We start from the raw sequence: 18,518 nt of genomic DNA, 5'->3' as shown, positions 1-18,518 counted from the left end.
ATGGACTCGAAGATCATGACCGTGCTCGGTGATCGCGTCCTGGCGCTCGGGCCCAGGCCAGCGACGGACAGTCCGTACAAAAACTTCAAGCTGACGCGCGACGAAGACGGCGTCGCCTGGCTTTTGTTCGACCGCGCTAATGCCAGCGCCAACACACTGTCCTCTGACGTGATGGAGGAGTTCGACGCCGTCCTCGCGGTGATCGAGACCGAACGCCCGGCCGGCCTCGTGATCCGCTCCGCCAAACCGTCGGGCTTCATCGCGGGCGCCGACGTCAACGAATTCCGCGGTGCCAGCGATCCCGACATGGTGGAGACGCGCATCCGCGCCGCGCATGCGGTGATCGACCATCTGGAGGCATTGAAGCTGCCGACGGTCGCTGTCATCCACGGCTTCTGCCTCGGCGGTGGGCTCGAGGTTGCGCTGGCCTGCCAATCGCGCATCGCCATCGACGGCGCGCGCTTCGGCTTCCCGGAGGTGATGCTCGGTCTGCATCCCGGCCTCGGCGGCACCGCGCGCTTCACCGCGCTGGTCAATCCCGCCCAGTCGATGGCGCTGATGCTGACCGGCCGCACCATTGACGCGCGCCGCGCCAGATCGCTCGGCCTCGTCGACACCGTGACGCAGGAGCGCCATGTCCGCGGCGCGGTGAAGGATGCACTGTTCGGCCGGCTGAAACGAGTCAAGCCTGGCCTGCTCACGCGTGCGGCCAATTTCGGCTTCGTGCGCGGTCTCCTGGCCAGGCGCATGCGCACGGAGGCGGCGAAGGCCGCGTCCCGCGAGCACTATCCCGCGCCTTACGCGCTGATCGACCTCTGGGAGACCCATGGCGGCAGCAGGGCCGCGATGCTGAAGGCGGAGCAGGCATCCTTCGCCAAGCTGATGGTGACGCCGACCGCCCAGAACCTGATCCGAGTCTTCTTCCTGCGCGAGCAGATGAAGAAGGCAGCCGGCAGCGGCAACACCATCAAGCACGTCCATGTCATCGGCGCCGGCGCCATGGGCGGCGACATCGCGGCGTGGGTAGCAGGGCAGGGGCTGCGCGTCTCGCTGGCCGACATGAAAGCCGAGCCGATCGCCGGCGCGGTGAAGCGCGCCGCCGAACTCTACGGCAAGATCATCCGCAAGCCGACCGAGGTGCGCGACGCGCTCGATCGTCTCATCCCTGACATGGACGGGGAGGGTGTTCGTAACGCCGATCTGATCATCGAGGCCGTGCCGGAGAAGCTCGAGCTCAAGCAGAAAGTCTATGCCAGCCTCGAGCCGCGCATGAAGCCGGGCGCGATCCTTGCCACCAACACGTCGAGCATCCCGCTTCAGGATCTGCGCACCACGCTGGCGCGACCAGAGCGGCTGGTCGGCCTGCATTTCTTCAATCCGGTGTCTCGGCTGCAATTGGTCGAGGTCGTCAGTCACGACGGCAGCGACCCGCAGGTGCTGAAGGACGCGCTCGCTTTCGTCGGCGCGATCGACCGGCTGCCGCTGCCCGTGAAGAGCTCGCCGGGCTTCCTCGTCAACCGCGCGCTGACGCCCTACATGCTCGAAGCCATGGTGATGCTGGACGAGAAGATCGACCAGCGGCTGATCGACGCCGCGGCGGAGCAGTTCGGCATGCCGATGGGGCCGATCGAGCTGGCCGATCAGGTCGGGCTCGACATCTGCCTCGACGTCGGTGACATGCTGCGCACCAAGTTCGGCGATTTCCTGCCGCCGACGCCGGCGTGGCTGCGCGACAAGGTCGCCAAGGGCGAGCTCGGCCGCAAGACCGGCAAGGGTTTCTACACCTGGAAGGACGGCAAGGCCGAGAAGGCACCGCTCCCCGAGACCGGCCCCCGCGTCACCGACCAGATGATCGACCGCCTGGTGCTGCCGATGTCCAATGTCTGCGTTGCTGCCCTTCGCGAGGGCATCGTCGACGACGCCGATGCGGTCGACGGCGCCATGATCTTCGGTACCGGCTATGCACCGTTCCGCGGCGGTCCTTTGAACTATGCCCGCACGCGCGGCGTGGAGAATGTGGTGTCCACCTTGCGCGGGCTCGCCGAGCGATTCGGCGGACGTTTCGCGCCGGATGCGGGCTGGGACAGTTTGCAATAGGGGGCTGTCGGTAAAAGGATGCTATCATGGGTGGTGGAGCCCGTGGGAGTATCGCCGATGCCGACGATCCCGTTCTTCAAGCACGCGACCCTGCGCGAGATCATCATCACGCGGCTGTGCTGCGGGGCCGATATCGTCGTGATCCTTTGTTGCGTAGGCTATCTCGTCGGACGTTATCCCGCGGTGGAATTGCGCTGGCCGTGGTTGATCGTGGCGCTCCTGGCCGGGTATTTTCTCGCTGACCTGTTTTCAGGGCTGGTGCATTGGGTGGTCGACACCTGGCTCGACGAGGGGATGCTCGGCCGCGGCATCGCGATCACGCGGGAGCATCACACTCACCCCGGCCACGTTTTGCTCTACGGATTCCTCGACCAGGCGTCTCTCGGTGCGGCGCCGAGCGCGGCAGTGGTCGGAGTCGCGGCCACCCTCACGGCGTTGTTTCCGGTTTCCGCGCTCACCTATGCGCTGATGATCGTCTGGTTCGTGATCGCGACCTGCATGCTGTTTGGCATGAGCTTTCACAATCTCGCGCACCGGCCGGTCCGCCCGCTGCTCCTGCGCATGGCGCAACGGCTGCATCTGGTCTGCTCACCCGAGCATCATTGGTGTCATCACCGTGACCACACCATCCGCTATTGTGTCATCAATGGATGGGCCAATTATCCGTGCGACCGTCTGCGGCTATGGAGCAGGCTGGAACTGTTGGTAACGGCAACGACCGGACGCGCGCCGCGGGCCGACGATGCGGAGTGGCAACGCAAACTGAACGATACCGGAATCTTCGTCGGGGCGCCGCGGCCGATTGGATAGCGCGAGCTTGCCTCGTGTCGATGTTGCGCAGGGCGCCGCGGCTTTGTATCCAGAGCCGAGAGCCGCGGGAGATCAACCATATGACCGACACGCACGTCCACGCCCCTATCAACTCCGACACCGGGCCGAGCGGCGATCTCTGCATCCGCACGCTGGCGATGCCCGCCGACACCAATGCGAATGGCGACATCTTCGGCGGCTGGCTGCTGAGCCAGATGGATGTCGGCGGCGGCGTGTTTGCGTCAAAGGCGGCGAAGTCGCGCACCGTGACGGTTGCGATCGAGGCAATGAACTTTCGCAAGGCGGTCTACGTCGGCGATCTCGTGTCGGTCTACGCCAATCTCGTACGCGTGGGCCGCACCTCGCTCACCGTGCATCTGGAAGCGTGGGCGCTGCGCCGCGGGGAGGAGCATCCCTTCCTCGTCACCGACGGCAACTTCACCTACGTCTCGATCGACGAGCACGGCCGCCCGCAAGCCGTTCGCTCGACCGACACGACGATCGCGACGTAATCGCGCGCGACGCTCTGCCTCATCTGGCGAACCCGTGCCGCGCTGCTTAACGTCGCGCGCGCGAGTCATTCTCGTGGCGGCTTCGCCAAGAACCAGTCAAGAACCAGTCATAAAACGGATGAGGTCTCGGCGTACTCAATTGCGTGTCGATTCGGGGTGGAAACGGCCTCAAAATGCCTGGGAACCTTTGGGCATGAGTGCCGTTATTTGCCCGCACTGAGGAAGCCACGGACCATGCCGGACAGCTACATCATCGAAGTCGATTCGCAGACCGCAGGTATCGTCGTTCGTTCTTCGGGAGGCTATTGCTTCTTTGCCTCGTCCCATCGATTCAACCGTCTCGAAGGCCAGCTCTTCCGCAACGCCCGCGAAGCCGAACGCGCCGCGCGCAAGCTGGTGAACGGTGATGTGAAGGAAGCGGCGTAAAGCGCCTGCTGGTGATTTCTGACACGCAATGCGTGGTCGGAATTTTTTGCAGCCCTTGATACTGCTGGTTTCTTCCTTCTCCCATTGCGGGAGAAGGTGGCGCGAAGAGCCGTACGCGTCATTCCGGGGCGCGCGAAGCGCGAGCCCGGAATCCATCTGCCACAGAGAATGCCGATGAATGGATTCTCAGATGCGCAATTGCGCACCTTGGCCCGCGCCTTTCGGCGCGAGCCAAAATGACGTCGTTGATCACAACTTCGTTGCTGCCCGCGACAGGAGCTTCCACTCGTCGCCCTGCTTCTGCCAGTTCATCAGGATGTGAAGGTTGGTCGATACTTTCTTCCCGTCGGCTGCCATCTCCTGTTCGCCCAGCCAGTGGAAGCGCACGATCGCTGCAGGACCGACGACCTTGATGGTGGGGTCCTTGTAGTCGATCGACAGGAATTTCGACTTGCCGTCGGTGGCGTTGGCGATGAACGTCGCCTTGTCCTCGACCTTGCCGCTGGAATGGCTGTAGCTGAGGTCGTCCCAGCACAGTGCGCCGAGCGCCTTCGGATCGGCCGCGATCTGGGCGAGGCGGAAGGCCTCGACCTTCTTCGCCACGGCGTCCTCGTCCGCCGAAGCGGCGAGCGCCGGTGTCGTGAGCGCAAGCGCGGAGACGGCAAGAGCTGAGACGGCCAGAGTCGAGAGAGCCAGATCGCGTCGGTTCATCGTCATCGTTTCCTCCTTTTTGATCTTGCGGCGAGTGTTGCAGCCGCGCGCGGCTTTGTCGAGTGTCACGTCGTCGTCATCTCCATGCGTCATTGCGCGGTCGAAGCCATATTGATACGTCTCGCGCATCAATGCGCCGTGGATTTGGGAAAGTACGGAAATGATCGAAGCCAAAACGGATGCGATGGGCAGGGCTTTGCTGTTCGACATCGACGGCACGCTGGCCGACACCGACCCGCTGCACTTGAAGGCGTTCAACCAGGTGCTCGGCCCTCGCGGCCACGTCTTCGATCACGCGCGCTTCTCCAGAGAGCTGCAAGGTTTCGCCAATGTCGCGATCGGTGAGCGATTCCTGCCTGACGAGGCGCCGGAACGGCGCGCCTCGATCCTCGATGAGAAGGAGGAGGTCTTCCGGACGCTCGTGGCCGGGCAGATCGAGCCGCTGCCGGGCCTGATGGCGCTGCTCGACCGGGCTGACGCTGCCGGCATTCCCATGGTCGCCGTGACCAACGCGCCGCGTCTCAATGCCGAGCTGCTGCTCTCCGGCCTCGGCATCTCTCATCGTTTCAAGGCGCTCGTGATCGGCGCCGAGCTGCCGCACGGCAAGCCGCATCCGCTGCCCTATCAGGAAGGGCTGCGTTTCGTCGGCGCGAGCGCAGAGGCCTCGATCGCATTCGAGGACTCCCGTACCGGCGTGCAATCGGCCACGGCGGCCGGCATTCCGACCATCGGCGTCCGGACCAGCCTCAGCCATGCTGACCTGGTTGCAGCCGGCGCAGTCGCGTCCGCCAGCGCCTTCGACGATCCGCAGCTGCTCGCGCGTCTCGCGAGCACCATGACCTGGTAAGAAATGGCGTGGTGACCGGCCGCATAAGTTAACCGTGATCGGCGCGCGCATTGACCGAAGGCGCGAACCGCAGCACCATGCATTCTCCTGATTTGAGGCCTTTGCCGTGACCGGATTGACCCATCGCCAAGCCGAAATCCTCAACATCGCACGGGCCTCGGGCCGCGTCATGGTCGAGGAGCTCGCGCGCCGCTTCGAAGTCTCGGCGCAGACCATCCGCAAGGATCTCAACGACCTCTGCGAGCGGAGATCGCTGACCCGCATCCATGGCGGCGCCATCATCGCCTCCGGCGTCGAAAACCTCGCCTATGAGGCAAGGCGCTTCGTCGCCGCCGACGAAAAGAAGGCGATCGGAGCCGCGGCCGCCTCGCTGATCCCGAACGGATGCTCGCTCTTCATCAATATCGGCACCACGACGGAGGAGGTCGCGAGCGCGCTGACTTCGCACGAGGATCTCCTCGTCATCACCAACAATCTCAACGTCGCGATGCTGCTCTACCGTCATCCCCGCATCGAGGTGGTGGTCGCCGGCGGCACGGTGCGGCGGGCCGACGGCGCCGTGGTCGGCTCCACCGCGACGCAGCTGATCGGCCAGTTCAAGGTCGACTACGCCATCATCGGCGCGTCCGCGATCGACGAGGAGGGCGCGCTGCTCGACTTCGACTATCGCGAGGTGCAGGTGGCCCAGGCCATCATCGCCAATGCCCGCAGCGTGATGCTGGTTGCCGATTCCACCAAGCTCCGCCGCAGCGCGCCGGTGCGCATCGCCCACATGACCCAGATCCAGACCTTCGTCACCGACCAGGAGCTTCCCGAGCGTCTCGCCACGATTTGCCACAGCAAGGGCATCGAGGTGATGGCGGCGATGCCCAAGGGCGCGGACATCGACGATGTGCCGGCCGATGCCCAGGAAGCCGCACCTGAAGCCGCGCCGGTGGTGCGGCTGAGATAGAGGCTTATACGTCGTCCCAAGGATTGAGCAGCGGGACGCCCGTAGGTTCAAAGTCCCCCACATTACGCGTAACGACGGTCAGGCCGTGGACAAGCGCGGTGGCTGCAATAAGGGCGTCGCGTTCGGCCCGCGGATTGGGAACGTGAAGTTGGGCACAACGCTGCGCCACGGCCGTATCGATAGCCAGGATCCGCCCTTCGAAGCGGGCCAGAATGTGATCGTCGATCCAGGCGCGCAGGACAGCACCTTGCACCGCGTCTTTGCGCTCGATCAGGCGCGCGCCAAGTTCAATTTCGAGAATCGAGATGACGGACATGAAGAAATTCGCCGCGGGCGCTGTATTGGCCCAAGCAAGCACGTTGCGATCAGCCTTATCAGGCCGCCTCAGTTCGGAAATGACGTTGGTGTCCAGCAGAAACATCAGTCGAGATCGGCTGGCCTGGAGATTCCGCCGGTGATGCGAGGCGGATCGAAATCGAAGTCCGCGTTCGCCTGTGCCAAAGCTTCGGCAAGGCTCATGTGCCCACCGCTCAGGCGCAGATAATCTTCGATGCTCAGCAGGACATGGGCTGGACGGCCGCGGTCGGTGATGAAGACGGGCCCCTTTGATGCTGCTTTCTTGGCGCCGCTCGTATCCTGATTGAACTCTCGGCTGGTCAGGGTGGTGACCATCGTTCGCGCCTCCTCGCCTGCAATGGGGTAAATTATATGTAGGTATGTTGCTACATTCAAGTTTTCGATCAGCTGAAGCGGTGCGGTGCACCCCCCGTGCCTCTAAACTTTGTCCGGTCTCCGCTGATTTCTCCGCCGTATTGGCGCTGAAAAAGTTTCGCTTTCACTTCCTTTCCTCCTCTCTTTCGTCTTGCTTTCGTTTTTCGGTGTGATCTAATCAAAAACGAAAGTAGCCGCTCGACGGAACGAGCGGTCGCCGGGGGATGCGTCTGTTGGAGCGTATTTTCGACCTCGCCATCATTGGAGGCGGTGTTAATGGCTGCGGCATCGCGCGCGACGCGGTGGGCCGCGGCAACACGGTTTTCCTGTGCGAAATGAACGATTTGGCGAGCGGGACGTCGTCCTGGTCGACCAAGCTGGTGCATGGCGGCCTGCGCTATCTCGAATATTACGAGTTTCGCCTCGTTCGCGAGGCGCTGATCGAGCGCGAGATCCTCTGGGGCATCGGGCCCCACATCATCCGCCCCTTGCGTTTCGTATTGCCGCATCACGCCGGTCTGCGCCCCGCCTGGCTGCTGCGGCTCGGCCTCTTCCTTTATGATCACATCGGCGGCCGTCATCTGTTGCCGGCGACCCGCTCGGTCGATCTGCGGCGTGACGAGGTCGGCAAGCCGCTGATCCCGAATCGCTACAGTCGCGCCTTTGAATACTCCGACTGTTTCGTCGATGACGCCCGCCTCGTCGTGCTCAATGCACGCGATGCCGCCGACAAGGGCGCCGAGATCCGCACCCGCACCCGCGCAACGGATATCAAGCAGTCCGACGGCCTCTGGACCGTGAGCATGGTCAACACGCTGACCGGTGAGCGCTCGCAGGTCCAGGCAAAGGCTCTGGTCAACGCCGGCGGCCCCTGGGTCGAGGACGTGCTTGGCCGCGGCGCCGGTGTCAACGCGAAAGCCAAGGTGCGCCTGGTGCAGGGCTCGCACATCGTGGTCAGGAAGCTCTACGACCACGACCGCGCCTACATGTTCCAGAACGCGGACGGCCGCATCATCTTCGTGATTCCGTACCAGGACGATTTTACGCTGATCGGCACCACGGATCGCGACTATGACGGCGATCCCGCCAAGGTGAAGGCGACAGCGGAGGAGATCCAGTATCTCTGCACCGCGGCGAGCGAATATCTGGCAAAGCCCGTGACCCCGGACGACGTGGTCTGGACCTATTCCGGCGTGCGGCCGCTCTATGACGACGGCGCCAGCGAAGCCAAGGCCGCGACGCGCGACTACGTGTTCGAGCTCGACACGCCCGGCGGCGTGCCGCTGCTGTCGATCTATGGCGGCAAGATCACGACCTATCGCCGCCTCGCCGAGGAAGCGCTGGAGCGGCTCGCGCCCTATCTTCGCAGCGCGAAAGCGCGGGAGGGGTGGACCGGCAAATGGCCGCTGCCCGGCGGCGACATGAATGTGTCCGACATCGACGGCCTGATCGCCGAGCTGCAGCGCGGTTATCCCTTCCTCAGCCACGAGCACGCCAGGCGGCTCGCGCGCGCCTATGGCACCAAGGCCATCAAGCTGCTCGGCGACGCCAAATCATCGGCCGATCTCGGCCAGGCCTTTGGCGCGACGCTGACCGAACGCGAGGTACGCTACCTCATGGCCAACGAATGGGCCGTGACCGCCGAGGACGTCGTCTGGCGCCGTTCCAAGCTCGGCCTGCGACTATCTGCCGATGAGATTGCTGCGCTTGACGACTGGATCAGGACCCACGCCGTGCCGCAAAGTCCTCTGCTGGAAGCGGGAGGACGCTCATGACCGTGACGCTCGATCACGTGACCCGAACCGTCGAGGGGGTCCAGCATATCCGCGACGTCTCGCTGACGCTCGAGAGCGGTACGCTGAACGTGCTGCTCGGGCCGACGCTGTCGGGCAAGACCTCGATCATGCGGCTGCTCGCCGGCCTCGACAAGCCGACCTCGGGCAAGGTGCTGGTCAACGGCAAGGACGTTACCGGCGCCGACGTGCGCCAGCGTTCGGTCGCGATGGTCTACCAGCAGTTCATCAACTACCCCTCGCTCACGGTCTACGAGAACATCGCCTCGCCCCTGCGCGTGCAGGGCAAGCCACGCGACGAGATCGAGACGCGGGTGGCGGAGGCCGCAAAACTGCTGCGGCTCGAGCCGTTTCTGAAGCGCACGCCGCTCCAGCTCTCCGGCGGCCAGCAGCAGCGCACCGCGATCGCGCGCGCGCTGGTCAAGGGCGCCGATCTCGTTCTGCTCGACGAGCCGCTCGCCAATCTCGACTACAAGCTGCGCGAGGAGCTGCGCGCCGAGCTGCCGCGCATCTTCGAGGCCTCGGGCGCGATCTTCGTCTATGCCACCACCGAGCCGACCGAGGCGTTGCTGCTCGGCGGCAACACGGTGTGCATGTGGGAAGGCCAGGCGCTCCAGATCGGCGAGACCGCCAATGTCTACCGCCGGCCGCAGACGCTGCGCGTTGCTCAGGTGTTTTCCGATCCGCCGCTCAATCTCGTCGGTATCGAGAAGAAGAACGGCTCCGTTCAATATGCCGGCGGCACTGCTTCGCCTGCCTCCGGCCTTTATTCAGGCCTTGCCGACGGCGCCTATCGCGTCGGTTTTCGCGCGCATCAGCTCGCGCTCGCCAATGGCGAGGCTGATCGTCATGCCTTCCATGCCACTGTCACGGTGACCGAGATCACCGGTTCGGAGAGTTTCGTGCATCTGACCCGCGAAGGATCGAACTGGGTGGCGGTGCTGCACGGCGTTCACGAGTTCGAGCCCGGCCAGATGCTCGATGCCGTGCTCGATCCGAATGATGTCTTCGTGTTCGACGCTGCCGACCGGCTGGTCGCAGCACCTGGATCGTAGGAGGGGATGCGCCATGGCCCGCATTGACCTCGTCGATCTCGCCCATTCCTACGGCGGCAATGATGCGCCGCAGGACAGCTTTGCGCTGAAGCCGGTGACCATGACCTGGCGGCAGGGCGGTGCGTATGCGCTGCTTGGTCCGTCCGGCTGCGGCAAGACCACGCTGCTCAACGTCATCTCCGGCATCATCACGCCGTCGCGGGGGCAAATCCTGTTCGACGGCAAGGACATCACACCTCTGTCAACCCAGAAGCGCAATATCGCGCAGGTGTTCCAGTTTCCGGTGATCTACGACACCATGACGGTCGGACAGAATTTGGCGTTTCCGCTGAAGAACCGTGGCGTGCCGAAGGCCGAAATCGACAAGCGCGTCGCCGAGATCGGCCGCCTGCTCGACCTCGAACCCTATCTAAACCGCAAGGCGACGCGGCTGACCGCTGACGCCAAGCAGAAGATCTCGCTCGGCCGTGGCCTCGTCCGCTCCGACGTCGCCGCCGTGCTGTTCGACGAGCCGCTGACGGTGATCGATCCCGAATTGAAATGGCAGCTCCGCTCCAAGCTGAAAGCGCTGCACCGTGAGCTCGACCTCACAATGATCTACGTCACCCACGACCAGACTGAGGCGCTGACCTTCGCCGACACCGTCGTCGTCATGCATGACGGCCGCGTGGTGCAGAGCGGTACGCCTGCCGAGCTGTTTGACAAGCCGGCGCACACCTTCGTCGGCTATTTCATCGGCTCGCCGGGCATGAACATCCTGCCGGCCGAGGTGAGGGGGCGCGAGGCGCGCATCGGCGGTCACGTCATCGCGCTGAACCGTGCCTACGACAATCTGCCTGTCGGCGCGAAGATCGAGATCGGCGTCCGTCCCGAATTCGTGGAGGTCGTGGCCCCCGCGCCCGGCCTGCTCACCGCGAAGATCGAGCGCCTCGACGATCTCGGCCGCATCCGTTTTGCGCGCGCTCGCTTGGGTGATGCAAAGCTCGCGGCGCGCGCGCCCGCGGGATTCACCAGCTCGGATGGCATGGCCGGACTGAAATTCGATCCGTCGCACGTCCACGTCTATGCCGACAGCCTTCTGGTGGAGGGGGCCGCCTGATGGACAAGACCGTCAACCAAAAAGCCTGGTTCCTGGTGCTGCCGGTGTTCCTGGTCGTCGCCTTCTCGGCGGTGCTGCCGCTGATGACGGTGGTGAACTATTCGATGCAGGACACCTTCGGCAACAACCAGTTCTTCTGGAACGGCGTCGGCTGGTTCAAGGAATTGCTCGATCCGTCGACCGATCTCGGCGGCCGCTTCCTTGCCTCGCTCGGACGCAATCTGTTCTTCTCGCTGGTGATCCTCGCGATCGAGGTGCCGCTCGGCATCGTCGTCGCGTTGTCGATGCCGCGCGAGGGCTGGACGGTGGCGGCCTGCCTCGTGATCCTCGCACTGCCGCTGCTGATTCCGTGGAACGTGGTCGGCACGATCTGGCAGATCTTCGGGCGTCCCGACATCGGGCTGCTCGGCTACGTCCTCAATGCCGCGGGCATCGACTACAATTACGTCTCCAACGACATCGACGCCTGGGTCACCGTCATCGTGATGGACGTCTGGCACTGGACCAGCCTCGTCGCGCTGCTCTGCTATGCCGGCCTGAAATCGATTCCCGAAGCCTATTACCAGGCCGCCCAGATCGACGGTGCCTCGCGCTGGGCCGTGTTCAAGGCGATCCAGCTGCCGAAGATGAACCGGGTGCTGTTGATCGCCGTGCTGCTCCGCTTCATGGACAGCTTCATGATCTACACCGAGCCGTTCGTGGTCACCGGCGGCGGGCCCGGCAACTCCACCACCTTCGTGTCGATCGAGCTCGTCAAGATCGCGCTCGGCCAGTTCGACCTCGGCAAGGCCGCGGCGCTGTCGCTGGTCTACAATCTGATCATCCTGATCGTCTGCTGGATCTTCTATACCGTCATGACCAATGCCGGCGCCGAGCGGAAGGTTCAGGCCGAAAGTGAGCCGGCGGCGGAGCCGAAGCCTGCGGCCGCGCTCAAGCCCGTGACCGCGCTCAAGCCAAAGGAAGGAGTGGCCTGATGCATTCGATTCCCGGCCGCCGCCTCATCATGGGGCTGTTCCTGATCTTCCTGCTGCTGCCGATCTACTGGCTCGTCAACATGAGCTTCAAGACCAACAGCGAGATCGTCTCGACGATGACGCTGTGGCCGCATACCCCGACGCTGCAGCACTACAAGCGCATCTTCACCGACGAGAGCTGGTATTCCGGCTACATCAACTCGCTGGAATATGTCGTTCTCAACACCATCATCTCGATCTCGGTGGCCTTGCCTGCGGCCTACGCCTTCTCGCGCTACCGCTTCCTCGGCGACAAGCATCTGTTCTTCTGGCTCTTGTCGAACCGCATGGCGCCGGCCGCGGTCTACGCGCTGCCGTTCTTCAACCTTTATTCGGCGATCGGCCTGTTCGATACGCCGTGGGCGGTCGCGCTCGCGCATTGCATCTTCAACGTGCCGCTGGCGGTGTGGATCCTCGAGGGCTTCGTCTCCGGCGTGCCGCGCGAGATTGACGAGACCGCCTTCCTCGACGGCTATTCCTTCCCGCGCTTCTTCATCAAGATCCTGGTGCCGTTGATCGCGAGCGGCATCGGTGTCGCCGCCTTCTTCTGCTTCATGTTCTCCTGGGTCGAGCTTCTGCTTGCGCGCACGCTGACCTCAGTGTCGGCCAAGCCGATCGCGGCGATCATGACCCGCACGGTATCGGCATCGGGCATGGATTGGGGCCTCTTGGCAGCGGCCGGCGTGCTCACCATCATCCCGGGCGCGCTCGTGATCTGGTTCGTCCGCAACTACATCGCGAGCGGTTTTGCGCTCGGTCGCGTGTAAGGAGGCATCAATGGAATCCATCGCATGGATGGCCTGGACGCTGCCGACGGCGATCTTCTTCGCCGCGCTCGCCTGCACGCTCGCCGTGATGACGTGGCTTGCGGCGGTCTATCCCGAAGCCGAGCGCGTCGGCGTGCTCCGAATTCCAACCACGCGCGGCGACCGCCTGTTCATCTCGCTGATATCGGCGGCGGTCATCCACCTTCTCTGGATCGGCTTCTTCGGCACCGATGCGATCGCAACGCTGCCGATCGGCGAGGAGGGCGTTGAAATCTCGCGCCTGTGGCTCGCAAGTGGAATTTCGCTGGTCACGGCCGTGCTCATTTTTCGCACGGTCTGAAGCTCGCGAAGGGACGGCCAGATCCGGGGGCAATCCGGGTCTGTATAAAAGTTTGTCGCTGCAACGGAGGAACAACATGCGACAGTTTAGGAGAAGGAAAGGTCCATTGGCCAAGAATAGCTTTCTGACCATGTCCAGCGCCGCCGCCATCATTGCGGTGTCGTTCGCCGTCTCGGCGCCGGTCCGCGCCGCCGACGACGCCGTGATCCAGAAGTGGATCGCGGAATTCACTCCCTCGACGCTGTCGAAGGAAGACCAGAAGAAGGAGCTGGAGTGGTTCGCCAAGGCCGCCGAGCCCTTCAAGGGCATGGAGATCAACGTCGTCTCCGAGACCATCACGACCCACGAATACGAGTCGCAGACGCTGGCCAAGGCGTTCTCCGAGCTCACCGGCATCAAGCTCAAGCACGACCTCATCCAGGAAGGTGACGTCGTCGAGAAGCTGCAGACCCAGATGCAGTCCGGCAAGAACGTCTATGACGGCTGGATCAACGATTCCGACCTGATCGGCACGCATTTCCGCTACGGCCAGACCGTCGTGCTCTCGGACTACATGACCGGCGAGGGCAAGGACGTCACCGATCCCATGCTCGACGTCAACGACTTCATCGGCAAGTCGTTCACCACGGGGCCGGACGGCAAGCTCTATCAGCTGCCCGACCAGCAGTTCGCCAACCTCTATTGGTTCCGCTACGACTGGTTCACCAACGCCGACTACAAGGCCAAGTTCAAGGCCAAGTATGGCTACGAGCTCGGCGTGCCCGTGAACTGGTCCGCCTATGAGGACATCGCCGAGTTCTTCACCAACGACATCAAGGAGATCAACGGCGTCAAGGTCTACGGCCATATGGACTATGGCAAGAAGGACCCCTCGCTCGGATGGCGCTTCACCGACGCCTGGCTGTCGATGGCCGGCAACGGTGACAAGGGCATTCCGAACGGCCTGCCTGTCGACGAATGGGGCATCCGCATGGAAGGCTGCCGTCCGGTCGGCTCCTCGGTGGAGCGTGGTGGCGACACCAACGGTCCCGCCGCGGTCTACTCGATCACCAAGTACCTCGAGTGGCTGAAGAAGTACGCGCCGCCGCAGGCGCAGGGCATGACGTTCTCCGAAGCAGGCCCGGTGCCGGCGCAGGGCAACATCGCCCAGCAGATGTTCTGGTACACCGCTTTCACCGCCGACATGGTGAAGCCGGGCATCGCCGTGATGAACGCGGACGGTACGCCGAAATGGCGTATGGCTCCCTCGCCGCACGGTTCGTACTGGAAGGAAGGCATGAAGCTCGGCTACCAGGACGCCGGCTCCGTGACGCTGCTGAAGTCGACCCCGGCGGATCGCCGCAAGGCGGCTTGGCTCTATCTCCAGTTCATCATCTCGAAGTCGGTGAGCTTGAAGAAGAGCCATGTCGGTCTCACCTTCATCCGTGAATCCGACATCTGGGACAAGTCGTTCACCGAGCGTGCGCCGAAGCTCGGCGGCCTGATCGAGTTCTACCGCTCGCCCGCGCGCGTGCAGTGGACCCCGACCGGCAACAACGTGCCCGACTACCCGAAGCTCGCGCAGCTGTGGTGGCAGAACATCGGCGATGCGTCGTCCGGTGCGAAGACCCCGCAGCAGGCGATGGACGCGCTGGCCGCCGCTCAGGACTCCGTCATGGAGCGCCTGGAGAAGTCCGGCGTGCAGGGCGCCTGCGGTCCCAAGCTGCACAAGAAGGAGACGGCCGAATACTGGTTCGCCAAGGCCCAGAAGGACGGCACGATTGCTCCGCAGCGCAAGCTCGCCAACGAGAAGCCGAAGGGCGAGACCGTCGACTACGACACCCTGATCAAGTCGTGGCCGGCCACCCCGCCCAAGCGCGCGGAAGCGAAGTGACGTCGTGAGACGTCATGGCCGGGCTGGACCCGGCCATCCATCAAAATCGAAAGGCCGGGAGCGATCCCGGCCTTTTTGTTGTGAGCCACTCTGTTCACCACACCGTCATTGCGAGCGCAGCGAAGCAATCCAGAATCTTCCGGCGGAGGCAGTCTGGATTGCTTCGTCGCCAGCGCAAAATTGCTTCGCAATTTTGTCGCCGGCTCCTCGCAATGACGGCGGAGAGCGCGAAGCCTTACTCCGCCGGCTCGGCCGCCAGCGTCGGGTAATCCGTGTAACCCTTCGCGCCGCCGCCGTAGAACGTGTTCTTGTCCCAGTCGTTCAGTGCTGCGCCCTGCTTCAGCCGCTCGACGAGGTCGGGGTTGGAGATGAAGGGCTTGCCGAAGGCGATGAGGTCGGCCGCATTGGTGTCCAGCACCTTGGTGGCGAGACCGAAATCGTAGCCGTTATTGGCGACATAGGCGCCGGCAAAGCGCTTGCGCAAGGATGCATAATCAAACGGCGCGATGTCGCGCGGGCCGCCGGTGGCGCCTTCGACGACATGGAGATAGACCAGCTTCAGCGCGCTGAGGCCGTCGACGATATGGTCATACAGGGCTTGCGGGTTGGAATCCGAGATATCGTTGGCCGGCGTCACCGGCGAGATGCGGATGCCGGTACGGTCGGCACCGGCCTCGGCCACCACGGCCTTGGACACCTCCAGCATCAGCCGCGCGCGGTTCTCGATCGAGCCACCATAGGCGTCGGTGCGCTTGTTGGCGCCGTCCTTGGCAAACTGCTCAAGTAAATAACCGTTGGCGCCGTGAATCTCGACGCCGTCGAAGCCGGCCTCCAGCGCGTTCTTCGTGGCGCGCTTGAAATCGTCGATAATCCCGGGGATTTCGGCGAGCTCGAGCGCGCGCGGTTCGGAGACGTCGGCGAAGCCGCCGTTCACGAAGGTCTTGCCCTTGGCGCGGATCGCGCTCGGTGCCACAGGGGCTGCGCCACCCGCCTGCAGATCGACATGCGAGATGCGGCCGACATGCCAGAGCTGGATGAAGATCTTGCCGCCGCGCGCGTGCACCTTGTCGGTGACCTTGCGCCAGCCGGCAACCTGGTCCTTGGAATAGATGCCGGGCGTGTCCTGGTAGCCCTGGCCCTGCTGCGAGATCTGGCTCGCTTCGGTGATCAGGAGCCCTGCGGAGGCGCGCTGGCCATAATAATCGGCGGCGAGCGCACCAGGCACGAATGTGCCGGGCACGGCTCGGTTGCGCGTCAGCGGCGCCATCACCAGGCGGTTGGCCAGCGTGATCGGGCCGAGCTTATAGGTCTCAAACAATTTGGTCGAACGGCTCATGGGGAATGCTTCCAGGGGTGTGAGGTCCCGAACACTTGTGCATCGCGACATCGGGCGCAAGGGAGAAGCCATACGGAAAGTGCAGGCGAGCTACGCGACGGGGCCCGCGTAGCATAATTCATGTGCGATTTTGGCCGTGACAGTGGATTACGACCGCCACGGCCGTGCAATTTCGCAAATCAGTTCGCGCCCATGAAATCCCGCTTGCCGATCTCGACGCCGTTGTGGCGCAAAATGCCGTGGGCGGTCGTGGCGTGGAAATAGAAGTTCGGCAGCGAGAACGCGCTGAGGAATTGCTGGCCCTTCATGGTGATGGATTTGTCGGGGCCGGCGGGGAAGGTGACGTCCTTGGTCTCGGCACCTTCGAACTGCTCGGGCTTGAACGACTTCACATAGTCGATGGTCTTGGCCAGCCGCTGCTTCAATTCCGCAAAGCTGGTCTCGGTGTCGGGTGTCGAGGGCACCTCGCTATGGGTCAGCCGGGCGCAGCCCTTGGCGGCGAAATCGCTGACGAGCTGGACCTGCTTCGACAGCGGCAGCATGTCCGGGAAGAGCCGCGAGCCGAGCAGGACGCTGGGATCGATCTTCCTGGCCGCGCAATGCGCCTCGGCTTTGGTGAGCAGGCCGGTGAGGCTGTTCAGCATTTGCAAATAGGCGGGGACGGCCGCGTCGTAGAGGGACATGTGATGCTCGCTTGTGAATGGGAAATCTCAGGAGAAAACCTGAGCTACTCACATGGGAGGCTCACGGAAAAATACAATCGCGGGAAGCCGCTTGTGCAGTGCGAAAATTCTACCTCACCATCCCCGCCGGCTGCGCCTGCGCCGTGGCGCCGCGCATGCGCGCCAGCAGGTCGGCGGTCGGCCAGGAATCGGCCGGCAGGCCGTGCTTGATCTGCATCGCCTTGACGGCCGCGCGGCTCTGCTGGCCCAGCACGCCGTCGACCTTGCCGACATTGAAGCCGGCACGCACGAGCAGTTGCTGCAATTCCTTGAGCTCGTTGAACGGCAGCTGCGCCACCGGCGCCATCAGCTTGCGCATCGGCGCGGCACCTGCAATGCGCGAGGCGAGATAGCCTGCGGTGGTCGAATAGATCAGCGAGTTATTCCACTCGGTGTAGGCCGCGAAATTCGGGTACGCCATGAAGGCCGGACCATTGCGTCCCATTGGCAGCAGCACGGAGGCTGCGAGATTGTCATTCGGCAGCGGCCGGCCGTCGGGATAGGTGACGCCAAGCTGCGCCCATTTCGAGCGCGGCTCTCGCACCGTGAGGTCGGTCTGCTCCCACGGCAGGTTTTGCGGCACCTTGATCTCTTCCAGCCACGGCTCGCCGCGCCGCCACTTCAGGCCGTTGGCAATGTAGTTCGCGGTCGAGCCGATCACGTCGGCTGGCGACCGCAACAGATCGCGCCGTCCGTCGCCGTCATAATCGACGGCGTAGTTGACGTAATGCACAGGCAGGAACTGGGTCTGCCCGAGCTCGCCGGCCCACGAGCCGATCATCTCGTCGGGATGCAGATCGCCGCGGTCGATGATCTTCAGCGCGGCGATGGTCTCGCCCACGAACATTTCCGAGCGCCGGCAGTCATAGGCCAGCGACACCAGCGATTTCAGCGTCGGCAGATTTCCCATGTTGGCGCCGAAGTCGCTCTCCAGCCCCCAGAACGCGGCGATCACCGCGGGCGGCACGCCATATTCCTTTTCGGCGCGTGCGAACGCGGCGGCGTATTGCTTGATGTGCTGCTGCCCGTTCTGCATGCGATAGGGCGCCGCCATGCGTCCGGCGAATTCGGTGAAGAGCTGGCCGAACACGCGCTGGCCGCGGTCGCGGTTGACGATGCCCTGGTCGTAGACGAGGTACGGCGAAGCCTCCGCGATCGTCCGCTGCGATACGCCGGCGGCCACAGCCTGTTGCTTCACGTCGGCGAGAAAGCGATCGAAGTTCGCACCGTTATGGCACGACGCCGCACGCGGCGAGGCTGCGGTGGTCCTGGGCGCCACGGGTTTGGCGGGCGGCGGCGCGAACTGGGCGGAGGCGGTGGCGGAGCATGCGAGGAGCGCGACGGCCGCGATCAGAAATCGGGTCTGGACCATTGGGGTTCCGGCGGGGAAGGGGCAGGCGTGGATTCGCCCGAAGTTTAGGTGAAGTGATGGCCTCAGGCCATCCTTTCCGTCC

The 18,518-nt window shown here is 63.9% G+C and carries 18 protein-coding genes and 1 pseudogene; 13 read left to right on the top strand and 6 right to left on the bottom strand.

Features of this window, described 5'->3' with window-relative positions:
- From XH81_RS29060 to XH81_RS29045, 4 genes and pseudogenes are all read left to right on the top strand, one after another.
- Positions 1–2,097, top strand: a complete 2,097-nt coding sequence (locus tag XH81_RS29060) for a 3-hydroxyacyl-CoA dehydrogenase NAD-binding domain-containing protein (RefSeq protein ID WP_271596450.1) — start codon at positions 1–3, stop codon at positions 2,095–2,097.
- 18 nt (positions 2,098–2,115) lie between these two features.
- Positions 2,116–2,778, top strand: a pseudogene (locus XH81_RS29055) (fatty acid desaturase CarF family protein); the annotation flags it as partial.
- 209 nt (positions 2,779–2,987) lie between these two features.
- Positions 2,988–3,419 carry an acyl-CoA thioesterase gene (locus XH81_RS29050; RefSeq protein WP_028141746.1) on the top strand — a complete coding sequence of 144 codons (432 nt, stop codon included), beginning with the start codon at positions 2,988–2,990 and terminating at the stop codon, positions 3,417–3,419.
- Positions 3,420–3,653: 234 nt separating this feature from the next.
- Positions 3,654–3,845, top strand: coding sequence for a hypothetical protein (locus XH81_RS29045; protein ID WP_018645288.1), 192 nt, complete (start codon positions 3,654–3,656; stop codon positions 3,843–3,845).
- 249 nt (positions 3,846–4,094) lie between these two features.
- Here XH81_RS29045 and XH81_RS29040 read toward each other — a convergent pair whose 3' ends face one another.
- The gene (locus XH81_RS29040; RefSeq protein WP_028141745.1) at positions 4,095–4,562 is read right to left on the bottom strand and encodes a nuclear transport factor 2 family protein; all 468 of its coding nucleotides are present in this window, start codon (positions 4,560–4,562) and stop codon (positions 4,095–4,097) included.
- 154 nt (positions 4,563–4,716) lie between these two features.
- Between XH81_RS29040 and XH81_RS29035 the strand changes: the two genes are divergently transcribed.
- Together XH81_RS29035 and XH81_RS29030 are read left to right on the top strand one after the other, a co-directional pair.
- Entirely contained in the window at positions 4,717–5,403 is a 687-nt protein-coding gene (locus tag XH81_RS29035) for an HAD family hydrolase (RefSeq protein ID WP_271594584.1), read from the top strand.
- A 106-nt stretch (positions 5,404–5,509) separates the two neighbouring features.
- Positions 5,510–6,355, top strand: a complete 846-nt coding sequence (locus tag XH81_RS29030) for a DeoR/GlpR family DNA-binding transcription regulator (RefSeq protein ID WP_028141743.1) — start codon at positions 5,510–5,512, stop codon at positions 6,353–6,355.
- A 4-nt stretch (positions 6,356–6,359) separates the two neighbouring features.
- On the opposite strand, the gene XH81_RS29025 is transcribed toward XH81_RS29030, so the two are convergent.
- Positions 6,360–6,776, bottom strand: a complete 417-nt coding sequence (locus tag XH81_RS29025; RefSeq protein WP_271596448.1) for a type II toxin-antitoxin system VapC family toxin — start codon at positions 6,774–6,776, stop codon at positions 6,360–6,362.
- Positions 6,776–7,027: a type II toxin-antitoxin system Phd/YefM family antitoxin gene (locus XH81_RS29020; RefSeq protein WP_028141741.1), complete on the bottom strand. Its 252-nt coding sequence runs from the start codon at positions 7,025–7,027 to the stop codon at positions 6,776–6,778. Before XH81_RS29020 ends, XH81_RS29025 begins: the two co-directional genes overlap by 1 nt.
- 263 nt (positions 7,028–7,290) lie before the next feature.
- On the opposite strand from XH81_RS29020, the gene glpD reads away from it, so the two are divergent.
- The 7 genes from glpD (at position 7,291) to XH81_RS28985 (ending at position 15,006) form a co-directional block, all read left to right on the top strand.
- A complete protein-coding gene (gene glpD, locus XH81_RS29015) occupies positions 7,291–8,841 on the top strand; it encodes a glycerol-3-phosphate dehydrogenase (RefSeq protein ID WP_179737145.1) in 1,551 nt (516 codons plus the stop codon).
- A complete protein-coding gene (locus tag XH81_RS29010) occupies positions 8,838–9,914 on the top strand; it encodes an ABC transporter ATP-binding protein (protein ID WP_271596447.1) in 1,077 nt (358 codons plus the stop codon). Before glpD ends, XH81_RS29010 begins: the two co-directional genes overlap by 4 nt.
- A gap of 13 nt (positions 9,915–9,927) precedes the next feature.
- Positions 9,928–11,013 carry an ABC transporter ATP-binding protein gene (locus tag XH81_RS29005; protein ID WP_028141738.1) on the top strand — a complete coding sequence of 362 codons (1,086 nt, stop codon included), beginning with the start codon at positions 9,928–9,930 and terminating at the stop codon, positions 11,011–11,013.
- Positions 11,013–11,987, top strand: coding sequence for a carbohydrate ABC transporter permease (locus XH81_RS29000; RefSeq protein ID WP_028141737.1), 975 nt, complete (start codon positions 11,013–11,015; stop codon positions 11,985–11,987). Before XH81_RS29005 ends, XH81_RS29000 begins: the two co-directional genes overlap by 1 nt.
- Positions 11,987–12,793 (top strand): carbohydrate ABC transporter permease, encoded by an 807-nt coding sequence (locus XH81_RS28995; RefSeq protein ID WP_018323268.1) that lies wholly within the window; start codon positions 11,987–11,989, stop codon positions 12,791–12,793. The genes XH81_RS29000 and XH81_RS28995 overlap by 1 nt, the downstream gene beginning before the upstream one ends.
- Positions 12,794–12,803: 10 nt before the next feature.
- Positions 12,804–13,133 (top strand): DUF2160 domain-containing protein, encoded by a 330-nt coding sequence (locus XH81_RS28990; RefSeq protein ID WP_018323269.1) that lies wholly within the window; start codon positions 12,804–12,806, stop codon positions 13,131–13,133.
- 130 nt (positions 13,134–13,263) lie between these two features.
- Positions 13,264–15,006, top strand: a complete 1,743-nt coding sequence (locus XH81_RS28985) for an ABC transporter substrate-binding protein (protein ID WP_026202903.1) — start codon at positions 13,264–13,266, stop codon at positions 15,004–15,006.
- A 235-nt stretch (positions 15,007–15,241) separates the two neighbouring features.
- Here the strand turns inward: XH81_RS28985 and XH81_RS28980 are convergent, their stop codons facing one another.
- The 3 genes from XH81_RS28980 to XH81_RS28970 all read right to left on the bottom strand — a co-directional run bounded on the left by XH81_RS28980 (position 15,242) and on the right by XH81_RS28970 (position 18,436).
- Positions 15,242–16,342 carry an alkene reductase gene (locus XH81_RS28980; protein WP_028141736.1) on the bottom strand — a complete coding sequence of 367 codons (1,101 nt, stop codon included), beginning with the start codon at positions 16,340–16,342 and terminating at the stop codon, positions 15,242–15,244.
- A gap of 179 nt (positions 16,343–16,521) precedes the next feature.
- Entirely contained in the window at positions 16,522–17,025 is a 504-nt protein-coding gene (locus XH81_RS28975; RefSeq protein WP_028141735.1) for a DUF1993 domain-containing protein, read from the bottom strand.
- Between the two features lie 109 nt (positions 17,026–17,134).
- Positions 17,135–18,436, bottom strand: a complete 1,302-nt coding sequence (locus XH81_RS28970; protein WP_028141734.1) for a lytic murein transglycosylase — start codon at positions 18,434–18,436, stop codon at positions 17,135–17,137.
- Between the last annotated feature and the right edge of the window lie 82 nt (positions 18,437–18,518).

Source organism: Bradyrhizobium sp. CCBAU 25360 (assembly GCF_028128695.1).
GTDB lineage: Bacteria > Pseudomonadota > Alphaproteobacteria > Rhizobiales > Xanthobacteraceae > Bradyrhizobium > Bradyrhizobium ottawaense.
The sequence above is the reverse complement of the archived record's forward strand: the minus strand, read 5'-3'. Positions and strand labels throughout refer to the sequence as shown.

Excerpts from the sequence above, each read along its gene's own strand:
- XH81_RS28970 (WP_028141734.1), bottom strand. The coding sequence starts at position 18,436 with ATGGTCCAGACCCGATTTCTGATCGCGGCCGTCGCGCTCCTCGCATGC.
- XH81_RS29045 (WP_018645288.1), top strand. The coding sequence starts at position 3,654 with ATGCCGGACAGCTACATCATCGAAGTCGATTCGCAGACCGCAGGTATC.
- XH81_RS29010 (WP_271596447.1), top strand. The coding sequence starts at position 8,838 with ATGACCGTGACGCTCGATCACGTGACCCGAACCGTCGAGGGGGTCCAG.
- glpD (WP_179737145.1), top strand. The coding sequence starts at position 7,291 with ATGCGTCTGTTGGAGCGTATTTTCGACCTCGCCATCATTGGAGGCGGT.
- XH81_RS28990 (WP_018323269.1), top strand. The coding sequence starts at position 12,804 with ATGGAATCCATCGCATGGATGGCCTGGACGCTGCCGACGGCGATCTTC.
- XH81_RS29040 (WP_028141745.1), bottom strand. The coding sequence starts at position 4,562 with ATGACGATGAACCGACGCGATCTGGCTCTCTCGACTCTGGCCGTCTCA.
- XH81_RS29000 (WP_028141737.1), top strand. The coding sequence starts at position 11,013 with ATGGACAAGACCGTCAACCAAAAAGCCTGGTTCCTGGTGCTGCCGGTG.
- XH81_RS29050 (WP_028141746.1), top strand. The coding sequence starts at position 2,988 with ATGACCGACACGCACGTCCACGCCCCTATCAACTCCGACACCGGGCCG.
- XH81_RS28980 (WP_028141736.1), bottom strand. The coding sequence starts at position 16,342 with ATGAGCCGTTCGACCAAATTGTTTGAGACCTATAAGCTCGGCCCGATC.
- XH81_RS29020 (WP_028141741.1), bottom strand. The coding sequence starts at position 7,027 with ATGGTCACCACCCTGACCAGCCGAGAGTTCAATCAGGATACGAGCGGC.
- XH81_RS29005 (WP_028141738.1), top strand. The coding sequence starts at position 9,928 with ATGGCCCGCATTGACCTCGTCGATCTCGCCCATTCCTACGGCGGCAAT.
- XH81_RS29060 (WP_271596450.1), top strand. The coding sequence starts at position 1 with ATGGACTCGAAGATCATGACCGTGCTCGGTGATCGCGTCCTGGCGCTC.
- XH81_RS29035 (WP_271594584.1), top strand. The coding sequence starts at position 4,717 with ATGATCGAAGCCAAAACGGATGCGATGGGCAGGGCTTTGCTGTTCGAC.
- XH81_RS29025 (WP_271596448.1), bottom strand. The coding sequence starts at position 6,776 with ATGTTTCTGCTGGACACCAACGTCATTTCCGAACTGAGGCGGCCTGAT.
- XH81_RS28995 (WP_018323268.1), top strand. The coding sequence starts at position 11,987 with ATGCATTCGATTCCCGGCCGCCGCCTCATCATGGGGCTGTTCCTGATC.
- XH81_RS28985 (WP_026202903.1), top strand. The coding sequence starts at position 13,264 with ATGTCCAGCGCCGCCGCCATCATTGCGGTGTCGTTCGCCGTCTCGGCG.
- XH81_RS28975 (WP_028141735.1), bottom strand. The coding sequence starts at position 17,025 with ATGTCCCTCTACGACGCGGCCGTCCCCGCCTATTTGCAAATGCTGAAC.